Here is a 6,369-nt window from a genome sequence, read left to right on the forward strand (position 1 = left end):
AATGAGCAAGCTGCGCGTGGCCGTTCTCGGCGCCAAGGGCCGGATCGGATCCGAGGCGGTACGAGCCGTCGAGGCCGCCGACGACATGGAGCTGGTGGCCGCGCTGGGCCGCGGCGACGAGCCGGCGACCCTCACGGAATCCGGCGCCCAGGTCGTCGTCGAACTCACCACCCCCGCGTCGGTGATGGACAACCTCGACTTCTGCGTCCGGCACGGCATCCACGCCGTCGTCGGAACGACGGGCTGGTCCGACGAACGGCTCGCGCAGCTCAACACCTGGCTCTCCGGCTCCCCGGAGACCGGTGTGCTCATCGCACCGAACTTCTCCATCGGCGCCGTCCTCACGATGAAGTTCGCGGAGCAGGCCGCCCGCTACTTCGAGTCGGTCGAGGTCGTCGAACTGCACCACCCCAACAAGGTGGACGCCCCCTCGGGCACCGCCACCCGTACCGCCCAGCTGATCGCCGACGCCCGCCGGAAGGCCGGCTGCGCCCCGCAGCCCGACGCCACCGCCACGGCCCTGGAAGGCGCCCGCGGCGCGGACGTGGACGGCGTCCCCGTCCACGCGATCCGGCTCCGCGGTCTCCTCGCGCACCAGGAAGTGCTGCTCGGCGGCGAGGGCGAGACGCTCACCATCCGCCACGACTCCCTGCACCACAGCAGCTTCATGCCGGGCATCCTGCTCGGTGTACGCCGCGTGGTGACCACTCCCGGCCTCACGTTCGGCCTGGAAAACTTCCTCGACCTGAACTGACTGAGCCTGCCATGCGCGCAAAGATCACCTACTTCGTCACCGCTGCCGTCCTGGTCTTCTACTTCGCCCTCGTCGGCAGCCGTGGCGTACTGCTCATCCGGCACGGCACGCTGCTGACGGTCGCCTTCGGCGTCGCGGTGCTGATCCTGCCGGTGATCGGCATCTGGTTCCTCTGGAAGAACACCCAGTTCGTGTCGCGGGCGAACGCGCTGGCCGCGGAGCTCGACGCGGAGGGCGGCCTGCCGGTCGACGAGCTGGTCCGCACCCCGTCCGGCCGGATCGACCGCGACTCGGCCGACGCTGTGTTCGCCCGCCGCCGCGAGGAGACCGAGGACACCCCGGACGACTGGCGCTGCTGGTTCCGCCTCGCCGTCGCCTACCAGGACGCCAGGGACACCCCGCGGGCCCGCAAGGCCATGCAGCGCGCGATCGCCCTGCACACGAAGGACGCCCGGCCCAGCACCCCCTGAAGGGGCCGGGCCGGGCGTCCCGCCGGCGTTGCGGGGGTCAGACCCCCCGGTACTCGTCTCCCCACGCCTCCACCGTGTCGGCGGCGCGGTCGAACGCCTCGCTCCGGGTCAGGAAGTCGGCGTTGTTGTCGGTGAACAGCGGCGGAACCGGCTCGCCCCCCTGGCGTACCAGGATCAGCGCCTGCCCCTGGACGGTGCGGGGGAACCCGAGCCACTTCACGGGCTGCTGCACCGTGCGGATGGCGGCGACCCGGTTCCACGGCACGGTGACGCTGGTGAAGAAGCCCACCCGCCGCACGCCGTGCCTGCTGACCCAGGTACCGACCCGCAGCAGCCGCAGTGCGCTGAGGATGACCACCAGGGCGAGGCCCAGGCACACCGCCGAACCCGGCACCGCGCCGGCGAACGCGATGATCATTCCCGCGAGCAGTACGAAGGACGCGAGCAGCAGCAGGAAGGCCGCCGCCGCGACCCGCCAGGGGCCGGGACGGTACGGACGCCGCCAGCTGTCATGGTCGTCGAACGGCAGCGCGATGTCCTCGGCGCTCGCGTCAAACGCACGGTCGGCCGTCAGGAAGGGCAGGGGCACGACTGATCCTCACTCACAAACACGCTCGATTGCTGTGCCCGGTGAGGCTACCGAGGAGATCACCGGCCCGACCACCCCAGGGGCCCCGTACGAGTCAGCGCCCGTGGGTGGCCTCGGTCTGCTCGGCGTGCGAGGGGCTCTGCGCGGGGCCGAGCGCGGGCAGGCCGAGGACCAGCGCCCCGACGAGGCCGGCGACCATGGTCAGCCCGACGAGGGAACGCCCGGCCAGCTGGGAGACGGTGGCGCGCTGCCGGGGCGGGGGTGTGACGTTACTGCGGAATCGGTCGCTCTCGGCCACGAACGAGAACGGGACGGATTCACGCCGGCGGAACATGAGGAAGGTCTCCTTGAACTCTGTTGTGGATGCTGCTATTGAGTCAGACGCACAACGGGCCCGATCGGTGCCCCGAATCACCGAATTCGTCGAAGAAATCCCTGGACGGCCCTTCCGGCCCGGTTGTCAGTGGTGGCCCGTAGAGTGGGCGCCGCCCGAGCGACGCAACTGGAAGGACCCCGCCGGTGACCGAGACCCCCGAGCCCGCAAAGCCCAGCTTCCGCAGCGATGTGACCGTTGAGCTGGTGAAACACGCCGCGGGTGACTCCGACGTCCTGTTCGCGGCCCGCGTCTCCACGGCCGGTGAACAGTCCCTGGAGGAGGTCACCAAGGACCCCGAGCGCTCCAGGGGGCTCATCAACTACCTGATGCGTGACCGCCACGGCAGCCCGTTCGAGCACAACTCGATGACCTTCTTCATCAGCGCCCCGATCTTCGTGTTCCGCGAGTTCATGCGGCACCGCGTCGGCTGGTCGTACAACGAGGAATCGGGCCGCTACCGGGAGCTGGAGCCGGTCTTCTACGTCCCGGACGCCTCCCGCAAGCTCGTCCAGCAGGGCCGCCCCGGCAAGTACGAGTTCGTCGAGGGCACCCAGGCCCAGCAGGAGCTCACCGGCCGCGTCATGGAGGACTCCTACCGCCAGGCGTACGAGGCCTACCAGGAGATGCTCGCCGCGGGAGTGGCCCGGGAGGTCGCCCGCTCCGTGCTCCCCGTCGGCCTCTTCTCCTCGATGTACGCCACGTGCAACGCCCGCTCGCTGATGCACTTCCTCGGCCTGCGCACCCAGCACGAGCTGGCGAAGGTGCCGTCCTTCCCGCAGCGCGAGATCGAGATGGTCGGACAGCAGATGGAGGAGCACTGGGCCCGCCTGATGCCGCTCACCCATGCAGCCTTCAACAAGAACGGACGCGTAGCCCCGTAAGCGGTGTCCGTATTGCGGCGTTTCGTGAAGTTCATCTAGGCTGATCAAACGGACCCGGCACTGCTTGAACCCCCGAGCAGGCAGTGCCGGGCTCCTATCGCTTGTCCCCCCGAGGGGGCATTGGGCCCTGAGCAGCGAGTAGCGTGTTACCCATGGCTCCGATCTCCACTCCGCAGACCCCCTTCGGGCGGGTCCTCACCGCTATGGTCACGCCCTTCACGGCGGACGGCGCACTCGACCTCGACGGTGCCCAGCGGCTCGCCGCCCATCTGGTGGACGCAGGCAATGACGGCCTCGTCGTCAACGGCACCACCGGCGAGTCCCCGACCACCAGCGACGCGGAGAAAGACCAGCTCGTCAGGGCGGTCCTGGAAGCCGTGGGAGACCGGGCCCACGTCGTCGCCGGCATCGGCACCAACGACACCCGCCACAGCGTCGAGCTCGCCCGTACGGCCGAACGCTCCGGTGCCCACGGGCTCCTCGCGGTGACGCCGTACTACAACAAGCCGCCGCAGGAAGGCCTCTTCCGCCACTTCACGGCCATCGCGGACGCCACCGGCCTGCCGGTGATGCTCTACGACATCCCCGGCCGAAGCGGTGTGCCGATCGACACGGAGACGCTGGTACGGCTCGCCGAGCACCCGCGCATCGTCGCCAACAAGGACGCCAAGGGCGACCTCGGCCGCGCCAGCTGGGCCATCGCCCGCTCCGGCCTCGCCTGGTACTCCGGCGACGACATGCTCAACCTGCCGCTGCTCTCGGTCGGTGCCGTCGGCTTCGTCTCCGTCGTCGGCCATGTCGTCACCCCCGACCTGCGCGCCCTCGTCGAGGCCCACGTCGGCGGCGACGTCCAGAAGGCCACGGAGATCCACCAGAAGCTCCTGCCGGTCTTCACCGGCATGTTCCGCACCCAGGGTGTGATCACCACCAAGGCCGCCCTGGCCCTCCAGGGACTGCCGGCAGGCCCGCTGCGCCTCCCGCTGGTGGAGCTCACCGAGCAGGAAACGGCCCAGCTCAAGATCGATCTCGCCGCCGGCGGGGTAGAGCTGTAATCACAGACTTCACAACTGAATACGCGAGAAACACTCGCAAGAGCGAAAAAACAGACAACAGCAAGTGCACGAATGACATGCGCGCCACGTGCCCAAGCGGTACGTGGCGTGCGTGGTAAGGAGAGTCTTTTGAGTCATCCGCATCCCGAACTCGGCACCCCGCCGAAGCTCCCGAAGGGCGGCCTCCGGGTCACCCCGCTCGGCGGCCTCGGCGAAATCGGCCGCAACATGACGGTCTTCGAGTACGGCGGCCGCCTGCTCATCGTCGACTGCGGAGTCCTCTTCCCCGAGGAGGAGCAGCCCGGAATCGACCTGATCCTGCCGGACTTCACCACGATCCGGGACCGTCTCGACGACATCGAGGGCATCGTCCTCACGCACGGACACGAGGACCACATCGGTGGTGTCCCGTATCTGCTGCGCCTGAAGCCGGACATCTCCCTCATCGGCTCCAAGCTGACCCTCGCGCTGATCGAGGCGAAGCTCCAGGAGCACCGCATCCGTCCGTACACCCTCGAAGTGGCGGAGGGCCAGCGCGAGCGCATCGGCGTGTTCGACTGCGAGTTCATCGCGGTCAACCACTCCATCCCGGACGCCCTCGCCGTCGCCATCCGCACCCCCGCGGGCATGGCCGTCGCGACCGGCGACTTCAAGATGGACCAGCTCCCGCTGGACGGCCGGCTCACCGACCTGCACGCCTTCGCGCGGCTGAGCGAGGAAGGCATCGACCTCCTCCTCTCCGACTCGACGAACGCCGAGGTCCCCGGCTTCGTGCCGCCCGAGCGGGACATCTCCAACGTCCTGCGCACGGTCTTCGCCAACGCCCAGAAGCGCATCATCGTGGCGAGCTTCGCCAGCCATGTGCACCGCATCCAGCAGATCCTCGACGCGGCACACGAGTACGGCCGCAGGGTCGCCTTCGTCGGCCGCTCGATGGTCCGCAACATGGGCATCGCCCGTGACCTCGGCTACCTGCGGGTTCCCGCGGGCCTGATCGTCGACGTCAAGACCCTCGACGACCTGCCGGACGACGAGGTCGTGCTGGTCTGCACCGGTTCCCAGGGCGAGCCGATGGCGGCCCTGTCCCGGATGGCCAACCGCGACCACCAGATCCGGATCGTCCCGGGTGACACCGTGATCCTGGCGTCGTCCCTGATCCCGGGCAACGAGAACGCGGTCTACCGCGTGATCAACGGCCTGACCCGCTGGGGCGCCAACGTCGTCCACAAGGGCAACGCCAAGGTCCACGTCTCGGGCCACGCCTCGGCCGGCGAGTTGCTGTACTTCTACAACATCTGCAAGCCGAAGAACCTGATGCCGGTCCACGGCGAATGGCGCCACCTGAGGGCCAACGCCGAACTGGGCGCGCTCACCGGAGTGCCCAAGGACCACATCGTCATCGCCGAGGACGGTGTCGTCGTCGACCTCGTCGACGGCCGGGCCAAGATCGTCGGCAAGGTCCAGGCGGGTTACGTCTACGTCGACGGCCTCTCGGTCGGCGACGTCACCGAGACCTCTCTCAAGGACCGCCGGATCCTCGGCGAAGAGGGCATCATCTCCGTCTTCATCGTGGTCGACAGCTCCTCCGGCAAGATCACGGGCGGACCGGACATCCACGCCCGCGGCTCCGGCATCGACGACTCGGCGTTCGGCGCCGTCGTGCCGAAGATCGAGGAAGCGATCAACAGGTCGGCCCAGGACGGCGTGCTGGAGCCGCACCAGGTCCAGCAGCTCGTCCGCCGCACGGTGGGCAAGTGGGTCTCCGACACCTACCGCCGGCGCCCGATGATCCTTCCGGTCGTCGTCGAGGTCTGACGCCGACAGGCGCGAACTCCGGAGCGGGGCCCCCGATTTGCATCGGGGCGCCCCGCTCCAGTACGTTTACGGCTCCGCCTGACCGGGAAGCACCGCGCACACTCGTGTGCGCCGGGCGTCCAGGACGGGGCGGAAATTCCGACTCAGAACTTCTGATAAAGTCGGATCCGCCGAAAGGCAAGGTCACTCCAAAGGCCACCGGAATTCAAATTCGGACCGGAAACGGAACGAAAAGAGTCTGGTAAGGTTGGAACCGCCGGAAAGGGAAACGCGAAAGCGAAGAACTGGAAAGCGAAAAAGTAGGGTCCCGCTTCGACCGGGAATCGGACACGAAAGAGTCTGATAGAGTCGGAAACGCAAGACCGAAGGGAAAAGCCCGGAGGAAAGCCCCAGAGAGTGTTCTGCGGGTGAGTACAAAGGAAGCGTCCGTTC

Annotated in this window: 7 protein-coding genes; 5 read left to right on the forward strand and 2 right to left on the reverse strand. The window is 68.3% G+C overall.

Annotation, left to right across the window (positions count from 1 at the left end; genetic code table 11):
* Position 1: 1 nt before the first annotated feature.
* Both dapB and AADR41_RS19260 read left to right on the forward strand, forming a co-directional pair.
* On the forward strand, positions 2-754 hold the full coding sequence (gene dapB, locus AADR41_RS19255; protein ID WP_342282653.1) for a 4-hydroxy-tetrahydrodipicolinate reductase: 753 nt from the start codon (positions 2-4) through the stop codon (positions 752-754).
* A gap of 11 nt (positions 755-765) precedes the next feature.
* Complete coding sequence (locus AADR41_RS19260; protein ID WP_342282654.1) at positions 766-1,224, forward strand: tetratricopeptide repeat protein; 459 nt, start codon at positions 766-768, stop codon at positions 1,222-1,224.
* Positions 1,225-1,261: 37 nt separating this feature from the next.
* Here the strand turns inward: AADR41_RS19260 and AADR41_RS19265 are convergent, their stop codons facing one another.
* A complete protein-coding gene (locus tag AADR41_RS19265; RefSeq protein WP_342282655.1) occupies positions 1,262-1,813 on the reverse strand; it encodes a hypothetical protein in 552 nt (183 codons plus the stop codon).
* Between the two features lie 94 nt (positions 1,814-1,907).
* On the reverse strand, positions 1,908-2,147 hold the full coding sequence (locus AADR41_RS19270) for a hypothetical protein (protein WP_342282656.1): 240 nt from the start codon (positions 2,145-2,147) through the stop codon (positions 1,908-1,910).
* 185 nt (positions 2,148-2,332) lie between these two features.
* Between AADR41_RS19270 and thyX the strand changes: the two genes are divergently transcribed.
* The 3 genes from thyX (at position 2,333) to AADR41_RS19285 (ending at position 5,937) form a co-directional block, all read left to right on the forward strand.
* Positions 2,333-3,070, forward strand: a complete 738-nt coding sequence (thyX, locus tag AADR41_RS19275; RefSeq protein WP_342282657.1) for an FAD-dependent thymidylate synthase — start codon at positions 2,333-2,335, stop codon at positions 3,068-3,070.
* A gap of 152 nt (positions 3,071-3,222) precedes the next feature.
* The gene (gene dapA, locus AADR41_RS19280; RefSeq protein ID WP_342282658.1) at positions 3,223-4,122 is read left to right on the forward strand and encodes a 4-hydroxy-tetrahydrodipicolinate synthase; all 900 of its coding nucleotides are present in this window, start codon (positions 3,223-3,225) and stop codon (positions 4,120-4,122) included.
* A gap of 129 nt (positions 4,123-4,251) precedes the next feature.
* Positions 4,252-5,937, forward strand: a complete 1,686-nt coding sequence (locus AADR41_RS19285; RefSeq protein ID WP_342282659.1) for a ribonuclease J — start codon at positions 4,252-4,254, stop codon at positions 5,935-5,937.
* Positions 5,938-6,369 lie beyond the last annotated feature (432 nt).

Origin of the sequence: Streptomyces sp. CLV115 (assembly GCF_038448545.1) — a bacterium.
GTDB classification, from domain to species: domain Bacteria; phylum Actinomycetota; class Actinomycetes; order Streptomycetales; family Streptomycetaceae; genus Streptomyces; species Streptomyces sanglieri.